This is a genomic window from Gemmatimonadota bacterium, from assembly GCA_009838845.1.
Taxonomy (GTDB): domain Bacteria; phylum Latescibacterota; class UBA2968; order UBA2968; family UBA2968; genus VXRD01.
Genome location: VXRD01000154.1, coordinates 1 through 18,760 on the forward strand (window position 1 = coordinate 1; position 18,760 = coordinate 18,760).

An 18,760-nucleotide genomic window follows, 5' to 3' on the forward strand; every position below is an offset into this window, starting at 1 on the left:
GGCATGGTATAGATGGTTTTTTTTGTAATCAGGCCTGAAAGTTAGAAATAAGTATTTAACTGGCTATTAGATTGGGTAAATTTCCGCGACGCAAAAATAAGTTCTATAAATAAATTTGAGCCGGAGAAAGGAGGGGTATTTGAATTGAGTGCGATACCGTGTTGTGTTTGTGTTTTTTTCCATCTCAAAGGAGGGCCAGCTTATGCGGATGTTGAGAGAGATGTTTAGAACACTATGCCTCGCTGGGGCGGTTCTAATTTCGGTTTCCACGGCTGAAGCTTTAGAAGAAGGCCAGTCGGGGATCGGGTTTTTCGGGAGTGCAAATGTACCGTTGTTCAAATTTGGCGAGTGGTACTCTGCGTCTCCCAAGTTGGGGATTAGCTATAACTATGTAGCTTCGTCGAGGATTGTCGCCGAGATTGAGTATCACTATTCTTCGATGCTGGGCGGCGATCTGGATACGCGCGAGTTCACCTGGCCGATTGATAGCCAGAACTACCGCAGCCCAAATGTCGATCAAGGCGTGACGTTCAATAGCCTGACCGCCAGCGGTCTGCTCCATTTCAACGAGTTGGGCGAAGGCACATCGCCTTATATAATGGGCGGCGTCGGGTTTTTCGGATTCTCGAACGAGGTGTCGGGATTGATTTTTCCCGGGCAATCGGGAACATCTCTGGATACCAGCATTATGAATCCCGACTTCAACGACAAGGTGGCGGCACTGACGTTCTCATTTGGCGGTGGGATTAGCATCGCGGGGTCCGAACAATTTGTGATCGATCTTCGCTTGCGGTATAATGTGATTATGGGCGAACTCCGTCCCCTGGAGGACTGGGGGCTGGAAAAAGTCTTCCCCATGCAGGCGATAGATCTGTCGGGTGGAATTAAGTACTATTGGTAATCTTTACTAAGGAGGCTTTTCGATGTACAGAAAATGTCTGGGTTTTGTTCTCGTTGCGATTTTTGCCCTCGGTTTTGTCAGCCTGGCCGAGGCAGCGACAACGGGAAAAATTACTGGTCGTATAGTCGATAAGGCTGGAGAGGCTCTGCCGGGTGCCAACGTGCTGGTGGAGGGAACGACCCGTGGGGCAACAACCGATGCAGAGGGGTATTATTTTATCCTGTCCGTTGATCCGGGGAGCTACACGGTGAAGGCGTCGATGGTCGGGTACACGGGTGAGACCAAGTCCGATGTGCGGGTTGCATCGGATCTGACGACGACAGTTGATTTCTCCCTCAATGAAGCAGCTCTGGAACTGGGTGAGATGACAGTGATTGCAGAGCGGCCTCCGGTAGAGGCAGATGTGACGGAGAGCCGTTATGTGGTGACAGCCGAGGATATTGCGGTGCTGCCCATTATCCGCGACTTGAATGACTTTATCGAGCTGGAGGCAGGTGTCAATACCGATGGCACAAATCGGATCCGCAATGCCTTTTTGGGTGGTGATGGCGGCGAAGTGGCTGCGTATGTGGTAGATGGTGTGCGCCTGACGCACTCGGATGGTCGGCGCGGGACGGGTACTCGTGGAGGTACGCAGAACTGGACCGGCGACGTCAATACATCGGCGATTTCAGAAATCACGGTGCTGGCTGGTGGTTTGAATGCCGAATACGGCAATACCGGCTCTATCCAGATTGTCACCAAAGATGGCGGTCGGGACTACCACGGGCAGTTTCACTATCGATATTCGCCAGCGCAACAGAAGCACTGGGGCAACAATGCTTACGAGAGCTTCGTGCATCAGGGCCGATTGCAATATGGCAATCCCGAATGGGAGAATGAAACAGCCAATGGCCGGAAGGTGCATCAGCGGCCTTCGAGCGATTATACTGATGTGCGAGGGCATTTTTTAGAGGCGTCGCTTTCGGGACCTATTAACCGCGATCTGTCGTTCTTTGCCACTACAAAGCACGATCTTCAGGCGCGGAACCTGCCCCAGCCGACTGAGCGCGAGCCGTTTAACGCGGATGTGAGCTATAAATTGACCTATAGCGCCACACCGGATATCAAGCTTCGTGCGGGTGGGCTGTATTCCAGCCGCAAAGGTCGCTATGCAGATAGTTTCGATTCCAGGGCGATTTTTCTGGAAGAACGCGGACGCTATGGGGGTGAGTGGCAGGTGACGGACAACATGTTCTATGTGTCCAGCATCCACACCCTATCGGCAAAGACGTTTTACGAAGTGCGGCTGTCGTATATTGCCAGCAAGCAGGACACCATTGATATACCCAGTACGACGGTGAACCCTTCCTTAGACAACGACGGATGGTACTACGCCGATTCCGGTCAGAGACGGGATCTTCGCGTTGGACAGCAGAATAAGCTGGCAGCGCGATTCGATCTGGCCAGCCAGGTGACCCGCACGCACTTCCTGAAGGGCGGTTTTACGTTTTATCGCTACAACAACTGGAAGACCGAGACCTTCGAAGATGTGGATGAGCGGAATCGATGGCTGATTTACTGGGGCAAGCGATATGTACCAGGTGAGGGAATTACACCCACCGAACTCCACGCTTATGTACAGGACAAGATGGAGTTTGAAGGGCTGATCATCAATGCGGGATTCCGCTACGAGCGGTATAGCGGCGGTGAGGTCCCCCTCTATCCCTACCAGGGCGCGCCAATGGGTTACAACTATACGCGCTTCCGGAATCATGTGACGTATGGCAATATGCAGCCGATGAACTGGTTTATGCCCCGGGTGGGAATCTCGCACCCGATTACGGCCAAGTCGAAGATTCACTTCTTCTACGGAAAATTCCACACCCGTCCGGATTTCCGCCGGATATACCAGCAGAACTGGCGGGCGACGGGACCGCACTCGATCGATCGCAACAACGATGGAAACATCAGTGCTGAAGAGTACAATAACAACCTGGTCCGCAACGACTCATTTGGCGCGGGCTTTGTAATCGACGAGTTCTTCTCTTTGCAGCATTCGCAGGTCTCTACGGCTTTTGAGCTGGGCACGGAGTGGAATTTCATCAGCGATTATTCCTTCCAGGGCACTGCCTATTACCGCATTACCAATGGATTTTTGAGTGTGAATGGTGCGGTATTCCGCGATCCGCAGATTGGCGGCAAAGCCAAGACCCGTTCGCAGGGTCCCAGGGGCCACACCACGACCCGCGGCATCGAACTGGCATTGAAGAAGGGGTTGAAGCACAACTTCTCGTTTAAAGCCGCACTCAACCTCGGCTGGGGTGAGCGCCTGACCATTGGCGGTACCAAGCGGGGCAATATGGGTGCCAGCATCTATCCGGACGCATCCTATATTGCCGATCCCAACCGGTACTGGGTCAGTTACACGATTGACCCGAATACGGGGGCAGAGGTCCCCGCTCCGCCGACCGGTGCCAAGCTGGAGGAACTGAAGGCAGCGGCGCAGGAGGTAGTAGATAAAGGTCTGGCTGGCGAGTTCGGCGTGGGCGCGATGTACGCGACCAACGATGGGAAATTTTATCCCTTGTGGGAGCAGAGCGGGCTGTCCAGTGAGGAACAGGCAGCACTGCGAGGGCTTTACGCCTTTTCGACGACGGGCTGGAGTGTAGAAGGCGGGCGCAGCGATGCCACGCGGACAAATGGGAGCCTGGTACTGATTTACGCCAGCCCGCCCGATTTTGGTCCCGGTGAGATGTTCTGGGGCAGCAAGCTGTTTGGCGATGTCCGGGTGAACATGATCTACCGTATCTTCACGGGACGAATCTTCGATTATCAGGATCCGAGAACCAGTTTGAACCTGAAGAAAGAGGGTCCCACGATCTCGGCGGTTGATTTCAGCTTCCAGAAGGGGTTCAACATCAGGGGCATCCGCCCGTTGCTTTATGTGGAGGTCGAAAATTTGTTCAATTTCAAAGGCTCGGCATCCACGAGCCCAGACTACGTGCGGTGGGGATTGCTTGAATCACAGCCTACCAATCCGTTGTACATGCAGTTTGGCGGCGATGCCAGTGAGTTGAGCAGATATACAAGGACCAACCCGCGCCTGGTATTTGCAGGGCTGCGGTTGACCTGGTAAGCAGGCACAGTACCGCGGTGTGAGCACAGTGCCCACACCGCGGATATAAACTTAGACAGAGGATATGACATGAAAATGTATGCGAAATTTTCTCGCACGGCCGGGGCAATCCTTGTGGGAATCTTTGTGATGTCGCTGGCCTGCGAGGTAGCCGCTCAAAATATTCCTCGGTTGCCGTGGCGCAACCTGCGGCGCAGCAAGCTCTGGACGGGGCTGATGAACACAGGTATGCACGGTCCCGATCGAGATGGAAGCCGGCGCGCCAGCATGGAGGGCGTGGCCTATCCGGGGCGGAACCGCTTGCCAGGGAGTTTGTGGGATAGGCGCGGATGGCCGGGGTCCAACCAGTGGGTGCAAAATTACCTGCTGAGAACGGCCACGGCGCGGAGCCTGGGAACGTTTATTATCACCAGGCCCGACCCGTCAGAATACACCCCCTCGCGTGGAAAAGACCTCGTGGTATCGTTTACGAGTCTGACCACCAGCCCGGACATCACGCCGATGGCGTATCCGGTGAGTACGGAAATCGAAGGGCAACTGGGTGTGGGGATGGACCCTCAGCACCCGCTCAAGGGGATTCCGATAGCGGAAGCCAAGAACTGGTGGCCGGGGCAGCCGCATCCGGGTTCGGACAATATTGTGGAGATTCACAACTGGGATTTTCACACGTATATGAAGCCGGAGCACAAGCGGTTTGGAGAACTGGTGGCGATCGCCAAGTGGACGACGGAGGCCGGTATTCAAGGCACAAAGAAGATTTACCAGTGGACGTTTCGGGACTGGGATGACTTCATCATTGTGGAGAATGTGTTTGAGAATACCGGAGACTCCGATGGCGATGGCGTTGCCGATCTCAACGGCGGTGCCGGGCTGAATCTCAAAGATGTTTATTTTGCGTTTTACAACTATTTCTGGCCCACGGAAGGCGGCACGGCCAATAGAGACCGCGTAGATAGAGCGCGGGGCTATTACTACTGGTTGTTGCGCCGTCAGGAGTCGGAGAACTACGATGTGATCCAGGACGATGTGTACCGCTATACCGAGGCGGCCAACTATGGAACGGCTGACCCGAATCACGCGGATGTGTCCGATGCAGTGGGCATGAAGATGAGCTACGCTTTTGACTGGGACTCTCCGCTGACAGCGCACGACGATGCGGGTGATCCCCATCAGCCCGAAAACCAGTGCTGCTGGGGGCGGGTGAACTTCCAACAGCGCGGAGAACTCCTGGCTGGGCAGTACGTGGGGGCGATTCCGATTGACTATACGCCGCCTTTTGTGAACGACGACTACGCAAATTACATAGCTCCAAAGGTGGCAGAGCAGCCCTTTGCCGTGCCGTGGTTCACTCACAAGGAAGAACCGGATATCAACCGGCACAGCACCGACGAGATCGGTATTGCGCTGGTGTCGGTGGCTAACCCGGGCGAGCGGGTGAGTATGTACAATATCGCCGGACGCACGGGCTGGCCGGACAATCCGACTGCACCTCTGCCGGTGCAGGACAATCCCACGCGACGGGGCGAGACCCCTGAGCAACCCATGTCGCCCAACTGGCATGCGTTTTCTCACACGTATGGTCCCTACGATATGCAAAGGGGCGACCGCGTGAAGATCGTGATGGCTTTTACAGCATCGATGCCAGTAGAGGAAAATATGTGGGGCTGGCAGCGGAATATCCCGCAGAATCAGGCCGATTTGCACACGGACAAGGCCATGCGGAATTTGATGAAGCACGCGCAGCACGCTCAGGCGATGTACGAACTGGGCGGCGACGTGCCGCTCCCGCCGCCGGATCTCCACACCTGGATCGCGAATACACCGGCAGCTACTGCCAAAATTAGCTGGCAGAGTATCGACGATCTGGAAGATCCCGATTATGCGGGTACTGCCGAAGCCAAGGATATTGCTGGTTACCGGATTTACCGCAGCGATTTTTACTTCGACAACTGGCAACTCCTGAAGGATATCAAGGTCGGAGATACGGCGCACAAAGAAGGTGATCGGTATTCTTACACCGACGATACATCTCTGGCTGGATTTGCCTATTATTATGCGGTGACGGCTTATGACACTGGTCACAGCACCTGGACCAGCAGCGATGGCACCAGGACGCTGTCCGATTTGCCACCGGCTGCACAGCAGTCGGTACAAAGCGGGTTGGAGAGTGGGTTGGCTGCTCCCGAGCAGTTCTTCCGGTATTCGTGGATCCCCACGAGCCCGGCAGTGGCCGCTTATGCAGAGGCCGAACGTCTGGAAGCGAAGGTGTCGGTGGTGCCCAATCCCTTCTTGGCCGATGGTTCTCACGCCTATGAGGGGTCGGATAAAATTCGATTCGTGAATTTGCCGTCCAAGTGCAATGTGAAGATTTTCTCGGTTTCCGGAGATCTGATGTCGGAGTTTGACCACGATAATCCAGCGGTTGGAGAAGCGGAATATATCCAGCTCACCAAGGCGGTGACGGGACAGGTTCCAGCCGGGGTCTATTTCTTCGTGGTGAAGTCCCTGACGCCAGAGAGTAACGGAAAGATCCAGCGCGGGACATTTGTGGTGGTTGGGGGATCTGTCAGGTAACCGGCGGGCGATGGGTAGTCTCTGCCTATCGCCCCTCTGAATAAGGAGTGCAAGTATGTATAAAAAAGTTTTTCTCATCTGCATGCTCGCCACGACATTGATGGCTATTCCAGCATATGCAGGTGGGCTTATTAAGCGGCCGGACTTGACAATCTTCTCGCCCCTTGCGGTGGCGCAAAGCCCTCGAGCCGTAGCAATGGGGAGTGCTTATGCAACAGCCGCAGACGATGTCAATGCCGCGTGGTGGAATCCAGCCGGGATGACGGGCGTGGAGAAATTGGAAGTGTCGTTGAGCCATTCGCAGTGGTTCGTAAATTCTACATTCAACACCGGGGCTATAGCTTATACAAGCGGTGTGCATACCATCGGGGTCAGCATCCTGACTTTTAAGCCAGAGGATGTGGAAGAGACCACGATTTTGCAGCCGGGAGGCACGGGTCGAACGCTCAGCCTGGGCACATCGGCCTTTAGTCTCATCTATAGCCGCAAGTTCACAGACAAGCTGTCTTTTGGCGTGCGATTTATGCTGGCTCGCGAGGATCTGGACTTGACCAACCACACGACTTTTAACGTGGATTTTGGCACCAAGTTCTACACCGGGCTTGGCAGCCTAAGGCTGTCAATGGCACTGCGGAACTTTGGAAAGGACACAGAGGTTTTGCGAAGACAGTTCCAGCAACCCCTGTCGTTCAATCTAGGAACCGCTGCCGAGGTCTATGGACAGCAAGGCGATCCGTTTTATATCACCGGGGCGGTTGAAATGAACTTCCTGATCAACTGGGAAGAGCGCTACCATGTGGGCGGCGAAGCCTGGCTGGGCAATATACTGGCGCTGCGCGGAGGGTATATGTTCCGCTACGATTCCTTTGGGCTTACAGCAGGTGCAGGCGTGAAATTGCCCCTGGCCGGGACAAAGATCACGGCGGATGTGGCCTGGCAGCAGTCCAAACACGATCTGAATCAACCCTTGCGGTTTGGGATGGGTTTCGCTTTTTAGTTCGTTGTGTTGAGCATGTAAAAAGGCGACCGAGTTTTTCGGTCGCCTTTTTTTGATTTTGCCATCTCTCTATTTTTTGTACCTGAACTGGATTTCTTTGGCGGCTTTTTGTCCATTGTTGAGGTCTTCGACTGTGACGGTGAGGCGGTTGTAACCGGCTTTGACTCTTTTCAGGCTGAGTTCAAAATACCCGGTGGTAGATTGTTCGTTGCCGGTCTGTTCGAAGCTGACTGTGACCTGTGTTTTGTCCTTTCGCTGGAATATACTGGCAAGAGCACCAACGCTGCTGCGGACCAGATTGAAGGGGCGTATTGGATCTTCCACGGCAATGGTATAGGTGACGCGATAGCGGGTTTGCCCAAATTCGTTTCGGGTGAGGTTATAGACTTCGTAGTAGGCATAGGCACTCTGGTCTTTCTGGTAGGCGCGGGAGATCATGGGCACGACCCATACGTCGCCTTTGCGGAATTTTTCGTCACCCGGGTTTTCCGAGATGTTCCAGCTTAGCTGGATGTCGCTGAGTTGCAAGGCGTTGGACTGGTAAGGTTCAACCTGTACTTGATGGCGATAAATACCTTTGCGTTCGGCAGCTCGGTCATTGACCTGTACTGTGAGCAGGTAGTTGCCGGGGGGTACGTCTATCGGGATGAGGGTGGGGATGAAGGAGCCTTCGGGCCACATGTGGTGGCCGATAGACCGGAAAAATATGGCGTCTTGTGCGCGGTAAACGTTGGTGTAGGAGGTATCGGCCAGGATGACGGCGCAGTCGGCGACAATCGTGGAGGTGTCGCCCGAGGCAAAGGTGCCCATTTCCACGGGGTCAATACCGTAGTAGATCTCCAGGCGGGTGGTGCCATCTGACCCGCGAAAGTCGGCAAAATCGTAGTGGAATCCGAGGCCCGACATGGGGCCGCCGGGCGTGTAAAAGTCGGGTACTTCGCTGACCGTGCGGTTGGCGATGGCCTCGGGGGCGTAATACGCGAGCAGGGAGAACCGGTGCAGGCCAATGGTGGTTTCTTCGTGGGGAAAGTCGGGAAGCGGCGCATAGTTGTAAACACCGTTGCCCAACTCGTTGGTAAAGGTGATTTCGATGCCTTCTCCAATATTGGTATAAACCCAGGTTTCCCAGGGCACAATGGTCATGTCGCCCCGTGAGGTGACAGGCAGAAAGTGATGCTGGTTTTCGGGGCGCGTCTGCCGCCGCTGGTATTCGTCGAGGGCCAACTGCCCAATTTCTCCGACTTCACCGCTTGCCTCTCCATCTGCACCAAGGGCTTCTGTGAGAATGAATTCGTCCAGGTTGCCTTCAATTGTGCCGGGGGGGACGAGAATATTGCCGCCTTCATCGGTGCGTGCGAGGGCCGCAGGATCGAGTTCGCCCACAAAAGACTGGTTGGAACGGATGGGATAGACCGGTCCGGTAAAGACTTCGTCCATGGCTTCGGGACCGTAGAGGGCCAGGGCGAGGCGTTCTTTGACCTGTTCTACGGCGGGCGTGATTTCGGGATTGGCTCTGCCAGAACGCGCGCGGTAGTCGGGATCGCCGTAGCGGATGTAGATGTCTCCCCGCGCATCCCAGGGTGTTTTGGCTTCGGCGAAGTGGTTCCGCGCGTACCACACCCTGCGGTAGTGCTCGATGAGGCGTTCGTTGACTTCGGTGAGCAAATCAAAATCGCGCTTTGCCCAGAATTGTTCGAGAAAGGCGGGTTGCTCGGCTTCGGGGGTTTCTTCGTAGATTTTGAGTTCTTCTTTGGTACCTACCCTGGCGATGTCGTCGTAATAGGTCCGTTCTGTTTCGGGCAGGGTGGCGATGAATTGTTCGAAGACGTTGAGTGCTTTTTCCGGTTCTCCTTTATCGAAGAGGATCTGCGCGGCGATGGGGAGGAAGCGTGCATTTTCGAGGTGGTATTCGAGGTTTTTGAGGATGGATTCGCTCAGGATCGTCTGGTTGTCGCGTTGACGACCTTCGGCGTTGCGGCGCAGTTCAATATAGGACGTGCCCAGGAGGTAGGCGATTTCGGGATTGTCGGGCTGGTGTGTCAATGCCTGTGCAAAAGCCCGCGAGGCAGCGGTGTGGTTCTCATTCAGGCGGATGTACGCGCGACCGAGGAGGATGTAGGCAGGAGCGTAGGTGGGATCGAGCCGGGTGGCACGCCGGGCCGCGCTGACGGCTTTGCGAGCATGGTAAACAGCCATGATCCCGCCAGAAGCTTTTTTATAGTAGATATCTGCAATGCCGGTCTGGGCTTCTGGCGAGGCATCATTGAGTTTGAGGGCCTCTTTAAATGCCTTCATCGCGTGGTCCAGATATCCTGCGTTGATGTATATGGGAGCAACGGCGAGGTAGGTCTGAATGTTATCGGGATTCTGTTTAATGGCTGCTGTGAGTGCTTTGATGGCCTGGTCTTTTTTATTGTCTTCAAAAGCAGCCTGTCCCCGGGCAATGAGAGAGTCAACCTGGGCTTCACGGGCGGCAAGCGGTGCAGAGAGCAAGAAACAGAGCAGGACGGGTGCAACACATTTGAGGGTTGTGTTCATCGCATTGTCCTCCCGGCAAAAGATGAGGGGCTATATATACGGGAACGCCCGGCAGTTCAAGGGGTTCCGGGCATTCCAATAGAAATATAGGCCATCGGCTTGTCTCACACAAGGCATAGCTCGCGGTATTTGCTTGAATTTCGGTTTGAGAGGCGATAAACTTAATGATAGGGATCGTTTGATTCGAAACACTAATGGAGGAGCTATGCTGTTTACCGATGCACAAATGAGGCAATACGATGAGGAGGGAGCGGTTACGATCGACAGTCCCTTCACCACCGAGGAACTGGACCGCGCCGAGGCGGCATGGGACAGGTTGAAGGCGAGCGGGCGTCCGCCTTATGAAGACCCGGATTATGTCGATGTTGTCCAGCATCCCTATTTTGAGGAGATCGCCAAAAAGGTGTTGCGCGCCGAGTCCGTACATCTGTGGTGGGGATTGTCTCCCCACGAGCGCGCGCCGAGTAGCGCACCTTTTGCGAGCGTCCGCGAACAATGGGGGAATGGATGTCACGTCGATATCCAGGCGACCTGGGAGGATTTTCAGGCGACGCCACGCCGGATGCGCGCTGAGTTGTGGTTCTGGGTCAATGACGTGCCCGAGCATCGGGGAGCTATGCGCATTTTGCCGGGTAGCCATCGCCCGATTATGGAGCACTGGAGCCGGGTTTTGACGCCAGAGCACAAGGCGATGTTGCCCCGCGTCCACGGGTTGCGCCCAGAGCCGTCGGATACGGCGCCGGCTTATCCCGAGCATGTGCCCGAGCTGGTTGATACGCCGTGGCTGGAACAGGAGCCGGTTCCGGCTGTTGCACGTCGAGGGCAGATTCTGATTTTGTGCAGCGGGGGATTGCATTCTGCATGGCAGAACGAGGATACAGTGCCTCGCAAGGGGATGGGAACGTCCTGGATCGCTACTGGCGTGTCCTGCGGGTTGCCGAAGAGTCAGCGCGATGGGTTGATGTCGTTTTTTCCGCGGCTACGAGAGAAGTTGCGTCCCGAGCGCGCTCATATTGTGCCCGAGAATTTCGACTGGCTGTTCGAGAGCGATTACGAGCCGAAATGGTCTGAGACTTTTTTGGGAGCCATTTAGAATAGAGGAAGATCGATGCGCGCAGTGATCCCGGGGACTTTTCTCTTTGTAGTAATGGTATGTGGGTGTGCGGAAGATCCTCCACAGCCCGTGACTTCCAAAGCGATATATACGGGCGCAGAGGCGTGTGCAACGTGTCATCTGGAGGCTTATAAAGAATGGCATGGGTCATTGCATCTGCGGTCAATGCAAGTGCCTTCGGTCGAGACTGTGCGGGGAGATTTTAGGCAGAACAATACATATACGTATAGGGGAATGACTTCTCGAATGTTTGTGCGGGAGGGGACCTATTTTATGGAGACGGATGGTGCGGATGGAAAACGGGGGGTCTATCCCATCGAATATGCGATCGGAGATCGGGATACGCAGTGGTATTTGACCACGCTCGAAGGTGGACGCATTCAGGTGCTGCCGGCCTATTGGGATGTTCGAGAACAGACGTGGTTCGATCCGGTGGAGGGGTTGTTCGATCATCCTCAGGGATTTGCGCCGGGCGATGTCAATTACTGGACGAATTTTGGGCGGAACTGGAACTTCCAATGCCACGATTGTCACGCGAGTCAGATCAAAAAGAATTACGATCCAGAGACAGGCACTTACGCGACGCACTGGACGGACTTGAGTATTAATTGCGAAACATGCCACGGACCTGGAGGCCAACATGTGACATTCTGGAAAGCGTTGCCGGATCAGGTGCCAGCGCGGGATACGACACTGGTAAATTTGCAATTTTTGAGTTCGGAACAGTCAGTGGAGGTCTGCGCGCAGTGCCACGCACATAAGCGGATTATCAAGGAGGGATATCAGCCGGGCGATCCGTTTTACGACTTTTACGAATTGGAAGTGCTGGACAGCGAAAAGTTCTGGGCAGATGGACGCTACCGCGAATTGAACTACAACACGCTGGCTTTTTTGATGAGTTCGTGTTATACGGCGGGGCATCTGACGTGTGCGGGTTGTCACGATTCTCATCATCTGGGTCCTGTGAGAGGGGAAGGCGAGACCCGCGCTGCAACCTATGACCGGGTGTGCTTGAACTGTCACAGGGTGGATGTGGGAGAGCCTGTTGAAAGGCATAGCAATCACAAGACGGTGGGGTGTGTGGATTGCCATATGCCACCTGTAGAAGAGGTGAAGCGGATTGGGATATACGACCACCGCATCCTGTCGCCGGTACCGGAAAATACGGTTCGATTTGGCATTCCAAATGCGTGCAACGAATGCCATAGCGATCAAACGCCCAACTGGGCGGCGAGTTGGGTAAAAACGTGGTGGGGTTCACAGGCGGATGAAGTGGCTCAGACTGAAGCAATTGTTCTGGGACGGATGGGAGATCCAAAGGCTCTGGATGGTTTGATCGTGCTTTCGAAAGACCAGAGTATGGTGTTGCGGGCTTCGGCAGCCGTATTGCTGGGCAGGCAGGCTGATGAGAGGGCTGAAAAGGCTTTGATAGATGCTCTGGGCGATCCACATCCGATGGTACGCACCCGGGCGATAGAGGGATTGATGGGGCATGGGAGCGATGCGGGTATTGAGGCCGTAGCCGAGCGGCTGGATGATTCCTCGCGATTGGTGCGCATACGGGCGGCTTCGATGCTGGAGGGTGTGAATCTATCGGGCGATAGGGGTAATAAGCTATCGGAATCTCTGACAGAATATCGGACAATAGTGACAGGTCTTCTTGCCGATGATCCAGAGGCACAGGTGCAGGTGGGCATTGAGGCATTGCAACAGGGTGATGACCGGGCCGGGGAGATTGCGTTTCGGCAGGCTCTGAAGGTCTGGCCCGGAATGGCAGATGCTTATGCGGGGCTTGGTACTGTGTTTGTCAGGAACAGGCAATTCTCGGAGGCAGTAAAAATGTGGCGGGAGGCAGCGGCAAGGGATTCGACTCTGGTTGTACCTCTGCATCACGCCTGCGAGTTGTGGGAGGCTGATATTCGGGAGAGGTTTAGAACGCGCCCCGGCACAGCCCGGGATTATACCGATCTGGGGGATACATATACGCTTCGGGATTCTCTGGATGTGGCAATCTATTGGTACCGGAAAGCCATTGAGTCCGACCCCAATTACGCTGTACCTTACCACAATCTGGCACTGGTCTGTGCAGAGGCCGGGCGGGAGGTGGAGGCTGAGGCGGCTTTGGATAGATACCGGCAAATCGCGAGAGATGCGAATGCTGTGCGCGAGTTGGAAATGTTGATCCGGGAAAGAAGAAAGAGGCAAGGTGGATAGAGAAGGCATCGGGAAGGAGGATGCTATGAAGGTCTTGAGATGGATTCTATGTGCGATAGGGATTCTGGTGATGGGAGGGGAGGTTTGTGCTACCGATCAGGTGATGTTGAAGTTGCAGTATCCCGAAGGGCGAATCGCTCGCTATAAGAACAAGTATCGCCTGGACTATTTTAGCGATAAGGCCGAGATGATTTTGAGAGAAGGCTCGTTTACTATGCAGGGGTATGGGGAATGGCGGAGCCGAGAAATGGTGGTCGGAGGGGGCGATAGCGTGAAAGTGACTGCCAGAGTAGATAAGGCCGGGAGCCAGGCCATATTGACGGGTGAGCGGTTGACCTATGAACAATTCCCCTATACCCTGGATTTGTTGAACGACCTTTCGTTTACCTGGGAGATTGCGCCCGGGGGGCAGGTGGATGCGTTTGGTCCCGATTTTTCGGCTTTCAAGGCTAAGCGCAAGGATATGATTACGGATTTGCGGCAGGTCTGGATGCCCGGTCTCGCGCCCGTGCTGCCCGACCGGGCGGTGTCGGTCGGGGATACCTGGGAGGGTGAGCAGCGCATTGAGGTGCCGTTTTACGATTTCGATGCTGGTTTAGAGCCGTCGCTCGTGCAGTTTAATAGTGCGTATAAGCTAAAAAAGATCAAAAAACAAAAGGGGTACCGGGTAGTGGAGATTGAGGAGGAGCGCGAGGTACATTACCGAATTTGGTTTCACATTGAGGTGTTGTCGCTTGTGATTGATGGCAAGGGATCGGGGAATGCCGAGTGGGAGATCGATATCGACCGCGGGCTTGTGCTTTCTCACAATATGAAGATCGGTTTGGGATTGCCGCAGGTGCGTATGGCAGGCGATCCAAAGCCTATTGATGATATCAAGGCAGAGATTGAATTGGTTTTCAGCCGGAAATTGGATAAGCTGGAGAAAGAGTAATGAGTCTGGCTTTTGATACATCTGTTGCGATTCAGTCAGCCGACCGGGGCGTGACCGCCCGCGCTGTGTTGCTGGGCCTGGTGCTGGTCTGTGCAGAGGTCGCGGTGATTACATTTTCCGAGCCGGTGGCGCGGTCGTCTTCTATGAATGTGAGTCACTTCCCTGTGGGTTTTTTTATGTGGTTTGTGGTTGTGGTTTTGGGTTTGAACCCGCTTTTGAAATGGATTTATCCAGGGTATATGCTCTCGCGTTCAGAGCTTTTGACTGTTGCCGTGATGGGATTGATTGGGGCGCATATCCCCGGTAGCGGTCTTTTGGGATTTTTCCTGGGGGTGCTGGCTGCGCCGTATTATTTTGCCTCGCCAGAGAATCAATGGGAAGCCCTGTTGCATCCGACTATCCCTTCGTGGTTGGCGCCTTCGAATGAGCGCGGCGCCATGCAGTGGTTTTTTGAGGGGTTGCCCTCAGGCTCAGTGCCGTGGTCGGCCTGGATTATGCCATTATTCTGGTGGCTATGTCTGATCGGGGTGCTGACTTTTGTGCTGCTGTGTATGGCGGTGATGCTGAGAAAGCAATGGGTGGAAAACGAGCGTCTGGTCTATCCCCTGATTTCACCGGTGTCCGATTTGATTGAAGATGACGGCGTTGGGGGGATATTGTCTGGGTTGATGCGGAATAAGCTGTTTTGGGTCGGATTTGTTTTGGGGTTTGGACTTTTGGCCTGGAATTTTGTGTGGTATTTTTGGGATGCCTGGCCCCGGATCAACTTTTTTGGGCGCAAAGATCTGGTATTTATCGATGGGTTCCCCGCGATGACCAACCGGGTCAATTTGTACATTATCGGATTTGGTTATTTTGCGAATCTGGATGTGTTGTTTAGTCTCTGGTTTTTTTATCTGGTTTATTGGGCACAGAATGGGATTTTCAACCGCATTGGTCTGGATTTGGGACCGGGAACGGGTGCGGCGAGTGCATGGGAAAATCTGGGAGCGTTGTTCGCGCTGGTCTGGTGGGCATTGTGGACGGCGAGGCATCATCTGCGGGATGTGGTGAGAAAAGCGATCAATACGAAGTACGGGGTGGATGATTCGGGTGAAATGGTGTCTTACCGCACAGCCGTATTGGGCGTGATTCTGGGGTCGGGATTTTGTTTGTTGTGGCTGTGTATGGCAGGGATCGAGTGGTACATCGGGGTTCTGTTTTTGCTCGCGCTCTACGGGGTGTGTTTGGGGCTGGCAAAGGTGGTGTGTGAGAGTGGTTTGCTCTATCTGGCATGGGGGGTGAGTCCGCAGACATTGGTGACCAATTGTTTGGGGTCGGTGTCTATGGCGGGGGGTACGATTACGACGCTGGCATTTACAGAGGGGCTGTTTTTTCACGGCAAGGGCATGTTTATGTCATCTCTGGCCAATAGTGCAAAGATGGGTGATCTGGCCGGTACCGATCAGAGGCGACTGGGAAAGAGTATGGGACTGGCACTGCTGGTGGGTATTCCCCTGTGTATTTATTTGAGTTTGGGATGGGGCTATGAACAGGGCGCGTATAATTTTGGGGGGTTTCCCTTTCGCTATGGTCGCGATAGCGTATTTACGCGGGCTGTGAGCATGATGCAAAGCCCTCAGGGTCCTGCGTCTCCTCGTCTCATGTTTTTTGGGGTTGGTGTGGTGGGCATGACGCTGTTGACGGTGTTGCGCTACCGCTTGCCCTGGTGGCCGTTGCATCCGATTGGATTTGCAGTGGGTGGAAGCGGTCGCGCTACGAAAGCGACGTGGTCCATTTTTATTGCCTGGGCGTGTAAGTTTTTAATTGTGAAAATTGGCGGTGTGACGCTTTATCGGCGGTATCGTCCGTTGTTTACGGGATTGCTTTCGGGATATTCGCTGGGGGTTGGGGTGTCGTTTGCGGTGGATGTGTTGTGGTTTATGGGACGGGGACATTGGATTCATTTGTATTGAGGAGGTCAGTGATTTTGAAAAGATCTGGTTTTTGGCTAATGGTGTGGATGCTGTTTGTCTCAAATGTTGAGCCATCACAGATGGACTCGGTGCTAGTCGATATTATCAAGGGTAATTATTACGGGGCAATGGTGCGGTGCGAGGATGTAATAGCAGCCGATCAGACAGCGGCAGATGCGTACCGATTTTTGGGATGGCTTCAGATTGTGACGCGGCAGGGCGACTTGCAAGAGGCCGGGGAGAATTTGCAGCGGGCCATTCATCTGAAAATAGCGAATGCAGGCGCGCACAACGATCTCGGGGTGGTGTATTTTTTTCAGCGCAATTACAGTCCGGCGATTGAAGCCTTTGAGCAGGCGGTCGCGCTAAAACCCGATGAGACAATGTTTTACCGAAATCTGGGTTTTGTGGCCGAATTGGCGGGGGCGTATTCCGATGCGGAATCGGCGTTTCAGGCTGTTTTGGAGCGAGACCCGACGGACGATCTGGCGGTTTACGGATATGGTCTTGCGCTGGTCAGGCAAGCGCGTCACGACGAGGCGCTGGAGGCATTTCAAAAGGCCGTCCACATGTTTTCAGATCGCAAAGAGGCGCATTTGGAGATCGGACAACTCATGATGATGCACGGCAAGTATGCGTCTGCTATATCTGCGTACAAACGGGCGACAAAAATTGATTTTGAAGATCCCAAAGGTCACTATGGACTGGCACAGGCTTATCAGGTATCGGGCGATTCTCTATCGGCGCGACATGCCTGGGAGGCGTTTAAGTTTTTCGACGAGCGCCACCGGCACGCGGTTCGAGACCAGTATGTGTTGCCTGTGCGATTTGATAAGATAGCCGATTTGCTGGATTTCGGAGACAGGTTTGTGAGATTGGGGCATCACGATAAGGCTATAGAGATTTATCGGGAAGCGGTCACTCTGGTGGAAGATCCGGATTTGCCATGGCGGTTTAGTCCAGAGGTCCCCCTGGTGTATCTGGCTCTGGGACAGTCTTATCAGGCGTTGGGGGATGTAGAGCGAGCGCGGCGGTCTTATGACGCGGCTTTTGCGCTGGGTGAAGGAGGCATGGTATCTGACGAGGCATTGAGACACAGGACAGATATGTTTTTGTGTGCCGATGGGTTGTCGCGCGATGTGGTGGAGGGGTATGAGCGGATTGTGGCTATGGATCCGATTGCCTATGCCGCGTTCTATATTTACGATCAGATCAGTCAGGCACAGGCGAAGACGGGACATTTGAATAAGTGTATCTCGACATATCAGACCAGGGCAGATCAGGTTGCGTATTCTGCGGGATTGCTCGTGCGATTGGGTGTGGCACATGCGGTGGCGGGAGATATGGACGCGGCAAGGGCGTTGTACGATCAGGTGATTGGGGGGGCGGAAGATCCGCGCGAGTTGTATCTCCAATTGTCGGTTCTCTACGGTCGGACAGGGCGGAAAGCAGAGGCCGAGGCAATGGCGGCAAAAGCATCCGCAGATGTACGCAGATAAACGCAGATGGGTGCGCCTATACTTTCGCAATTGGATGGGAGTATTAGTGTTTAGAGTTATCGGTATTCTTTTTTTCCTTTTATGTTCGGGTTCTGTTGCCGCAGAGCAATTTGTGGAGGTTGCAGAAGCGTCTGGTATATCTTTTGTGCATCGGACTGGCGCGAGGGGAAATTGGCATTATTTGGAGACCATGGGGTCGGGTTGTGCGGTGTTTGATGCGGATGGGGATGGCGATCTGGATCTGTATTTCGTCAATGGAGAACACGGGCAGGCGGGCGGCGAGAACGCGCTTTATCGAAACGATGGTGGGTTTCGATTTTCGGCTGTGCCGGGTGCGCCGGGTGTGGGGTATGGCATGGGGTGTACGGTTGGGGATTACGACAATGATGGCGATCTCGATCTTTATACGACGGGTTATGATGCCAATGTGCTGTACCAAAATGATGGCCGTGGTGGTTTTGCGAAAAAGAAGGCGGGGGTGGGAGGCGGTGGGTGGTCTGCTGGTGCCACCTTTTTTGACGCGGATGGGGATGGCGATCTGGATTTGTATGTGGTGCGCTATTTGACGTATGATGTGAAAACCGAGCCGCATTGCGAGCGGGTGGGAATTCGCACGTATTGTGATCCCGGCTATTTTGAGGGGGCGCCGGATTTGCTTTATCGGAATGAGGGGAATGGACTATTTACGGATATTTCCTTTGAGGCGGGTGTGGCGGATTCTTCGGGCAAAGGGCTTGGGGTGGTGAGTCTGGATTACGATGGGGACGGGGATACCGATCTCTATGTGGCGAATGATACGACGCCAAATTTTTTGTACCGCAATGTGGGTGGACGGTTTGAGAATGTGGGAATAGAGGCGGGTGTGGCGTTTAATGCGCAGGGCCGGACGCAGGCGGGGATGGGGGTTGATGTGGGG

Annotated in this window: 11 protein-coding genes; 10 read left to right on the top strand and 1 reads right to left on the bottom strand. The window is 54.3% G+C overall.

The features are described 5' to 3' along the window. Window positions 1–202 precede the first annotated feature (202 nt). From F4Y39_21570 to F4Y39_21585, 4 genes are all read left to right on the top strand, one after another. Entirely contained in the window at window positions 203–901 is a 699-nt protein-coding gene (locus F4Y39_21570; protein ID MYC16324.1) for a porin family protein, read from the top strand. A 22-nt stretch (window positions 902–923) separates the two neighbouring features. Then, window positions 924–4,019: a TonB-dependent receptor gene (locus tag F4Y39_21575; protein MYC16325.1), complete on the top strand. Its 3,096-nt coding sequence runs from the start codon at window positions 924–926 to the stop codon at window positions 4,017–4,019. Between the two features lie 69 nt (window positions 4,020–4,088). Beyond that, a complete protein-coding gene (locus F4Y39_21580) occupies window positions 4,089–6,593 on the top strand; it encodes a hypothetical protein (protein ID MYC16326.1) in 2,505 nt (834 codons plus the stop codon). 55 nt (window positions 6,594–6,648) lie between these two features. Continuing rightward, window positions 6,649–7,590, top strand: coding sequence for a PorV/PorQ family protein (locus tag F4Y39_21585; GenBank protein ID MYC16327.1), 942 nt, complete (start codon window positions 6,649–6,651; stop codon window positions 7,588–7,590). 69 nt (window positions 7,591–7,659) lie between these two features. On the opposite strand, the gene F4Y39_21590 is transcribed toward F4Y39_21585, so the two are convergent. Continuing rightward, window positions 7,660–10,128 carry a GWxTD domain-containing protein gene (locus tag F4Y39_21590; GenBank protein ID MYC16328.1) on the bottom strand — a complete coding sequence of 823 codons (2,469 nt, stop codon included), beginning with the start codon at window positions 10,126–10,128 and terminating at the stop codon, window positions 7,660–7,662. A gap of 205 nt (window positions 10,129–10,333) precedes the next feature. Here F4Y39_21590 and F4Y39_21595 point away from each other — a divergent pair, with 205 nt between their 5' ends. From F4Y39_21595 to F4Y39_21620, 6 genes are all read left to right on the top strand, one after another. After that, on the top strand, window positions 10,334–11,221 hold the full coding sequence (locus F4Y39_21595) for a phytanoyl-CoA dioxygenase family protein (GenBank protein MYC16329.1): 888 nt from the start codon (window positions 10,334–10,336) through the stop codon (window positions 11,219–11,221). A 15-nt stretch (window positions 11,222–11,236) separates the two neighbouring features. After that, window positions 11,237–13,456 carry an ammonia-forming cytochrome c nitrite reductase subunit c552 gene (locus tag F4Y39_21600; GenBank protein MYC16330.1) on the top strand — a complete coding sequence of 740 codons (2,220 nt, stop codon included), beginning with the start codon at window positions 11,237–11,239 and terminating at the stop codon, window positions 13,454–13,456. A gap of 25 nt (window positions 13,457–13,481) precedes the next feature. Then, window positions 13,482–14,390 carry a hypothetical protein gene (locus F4Y39_21605; GenBank protein MYC16331.1) on the top strand — a complete coding sequence of 303 codons (909 nt, stop codon included), beginning with the start codon at window positions 13,482–13,484 and terminating at the stop codon, window positions 14,388–14,390. Then, complete coding sequence (locus tag F4Y39_21610; GenBank protein MYC16332.1) at window positions 14,390–16,345, top strand: hypothetical protein; 1,956 nt, start codon at window positions 14,390–14,392, stop codon at window positions 16,343–16,345. Before F4Y39_21605 ends, F4Y39_21610 begins: the two co-directional genes overlap by 1 nt. A 14-nt stretch (window positions 16,346–16,359) precedes the next feature. Further along, on the top strand, window positions 16,360–17,844 hold the full coding sequence (locus F4Y39_21615; GenBank protein MYC16333.1) for a tetratricopeptide repeat protein: 1,485 nt from the start codon (window positions 16,360–16,362) through the stop codon (window positions 17,842–17,844). Beyond that, window positions 17,831–18,760 (top strand): VCBS repeat-containing protein (locus F4Y39_21620; GenBank protein MYC16334.1); only part of this gene is annotated, 930 nt, incomplete at its 3' end. The genes F4Y39_21615 and F4Y39_21620, both read left to right, overlap by 14 nt.

Coding starts and splice junctions, on each gene's coding strand:
- F4Y39_21570 (MYC16324.1), top strand. CDS start 203: ATGCGGATGTTGAGAGAGATGTTTAGAACACTATGCCTCGCTGGGGCG.
- F4Y39_21575 (MYC16325.1), top strand. CDS start 924: ATGTACAGAAAATGTCTGGGTTTTGTTCTCGTTGCGATTTTTGCCCTC.
- F4Y39_21580 (MYC16326.1), top strand. CDS start 4,089: ATGAAAATGTATGCGAAATTTTCTCGCACGGCCGGGGCAATCCTTGTG.
- F4Y39_21585 (MYC16327.1), top strand. CDS start 6,649: ATGTATAAAAAAGTTTTTCTCATCTGCATGCTCGCCACGACATTGATG.
- F4Y39_21590 (MYC16328.1), bottom strand. CDS start 10,128: ATGAACACAACCCTCAAATGTGTTGCACCCGTCCTGCTCTGTTTCTTG.
- F4Y39_21595 (MYC16329.1), top strand. CDS start 10,334: ATGCTGTTTACCGATGCACAAATGAGGCAATACGATGAGGAGGGAGCG.
- F4Y39_21600 (MYC16330.1), top strand. CDS start 11,237: ATGCGCGCAGTGATCCCGGGGACTTTTCTCTTTGTAGTAATGGTATGT.
- F4Y39_21605 (MYC16331.1), top strand. CDS start 13,482: ATGAAGGTCTTGAGATGGATTCTATGTGCGATAGGGATTCTGGTGATG.
- F4Y39_21610 (MYC16332.1), top strand. CDS start 14,390: ATGAGTCTGGCTTTTGATACATCTGTTGCGATTCAGTCAGCCGACCGG.